Source organism: Aeromonas sp. LsrichE-8G, from assembly GCF_022869435.1.
Taxonomy (GTDB): Bacteria; Pseudomonadota; Gammaproteobacteria; order Enterobacterales; family Aeromonadaceae; genus Aeromonas; species Aeromonas caviae.
The window spans coordinates 1-1025 of sequence record NZ_JALIHH010000218.1; the positions used below are offsets into that span (position 1 = coordinate 1).

General features: G+C 50.9%; 1 protein-coding gene and 2 pseudogenes. 1 reads left to right on the forward strand and 2 read right to left on the reverse strand.

Annotated elements, in window-relative coordinates:
* Together MUW49_RS19565 and MUW49_RS19570 are read right to left on the reverse strand one after the other, a co-directional pair.
* A pseudogene (locus MUW49_RS19565) lies at positions 1–118 on the reverse strand (IS1595 family transposase); the annotation flags it as partial.
* 173 nt (positions 119–291) lie between these two features.
* Positions 292–393: pseudogene (locus tag MUW49_RS19570) on the reverse strand (IS200/IS605 family transposase); the annotation flags it as partial.
* A 102-nt stretch (positions 394–495) separates the two neighbouring features.
* Here MUW49_RS19570 and MUW49_RS19575 point away from each other — a divergent pair.
* The coding region (locus tag MUW49_RS19575; protein ID WP_244813105.1) for an RNA-guided endonuclease TnpB family protein at positions 496–1025 on the forward strand (530 nt) is incomplete at its 3' end.

Below are 1025 nucleotides of genomic sequence, written 5' to 3' on the forward strand. Positions count from 1 at the left end.
AGCCGTTAGGAAAACGCCAAGTGAACAGCGCGTTTTCGCACTGAGCCTCAGTGCCATAGTCCTTGAGAAACTCAAACAGGCTGTAGCCTTTCTGGAATTGGATTTTGCTTTTGGCCATGATCTCGCACCTCGATAACTGTACGTAACATCAGTATAGTTCGTGGTAACTGACTGCTAATCATGGGTAATCAGGAATGCGAAAGGGGACTCCCTCCGACGTAGGTGGGAGGGGAATTTCGCCGGGGCGTCAGCCCCGCTGGTTTTGAATGTATTGCTTGATCACCTCCAACGATCTCTGCAAACTTCTGCCGCACACTGACCGAAGGAAGCGTGATGCAGATCCCCCAATATCGGCTTTCGATACTTGGTAATAAACACCAAGTGTACGTGCAAAGCGTAGGCCGCATGGCGTTATTAATTAATTTTAGTGAATTGCATTCTGTCACTCAATCGGGCTTAATAGATATGGCAATAATGCTACACACTGAGCGCCAAATGCAAATTCTGAAAGCCTACAAATTCCGACTCGAACCGACCGAACAACAAGCGCAACGCCTGCGCCAGTTGGGCGGTTGTGCTCGTTATGTCTGGAATCACGGGCTGGCAGAAACCAAACGCATTCTGGATGCTGGCGAAAAACTGCCTTCTGCCTTTGAGCTGAACCGGATGCTCACCAGTTGGAAGAAAGACCCAGAAATGGCCTTTCTGACCGAGGCATATACCGACAACCTCCAGCAGAAGCTCAAGGATTTGCATGGCGCGTGGATGCGCTGCTTTGATAAGAAACTCGCCGCCAAGGCACCCGTATTCAAGAAAAAAAGCGACAACCGCGACTCAATCCGCTTCGTCAACTTCGACAAGTATTGCCGCCTTGAAAAGGGTCGCGTGAAGCTTCCTGCCGGGCTGGCGTGGGTCAAGTTTCGCCAGTCCCAGCCAGTTGAAGGAAAAATTAAAAACGCGACCGTCAGCCAAGCAGCCGGGCACTGGTATATCTCCTTTCAGGTCGAGCAGGAGACGCTTGAGCC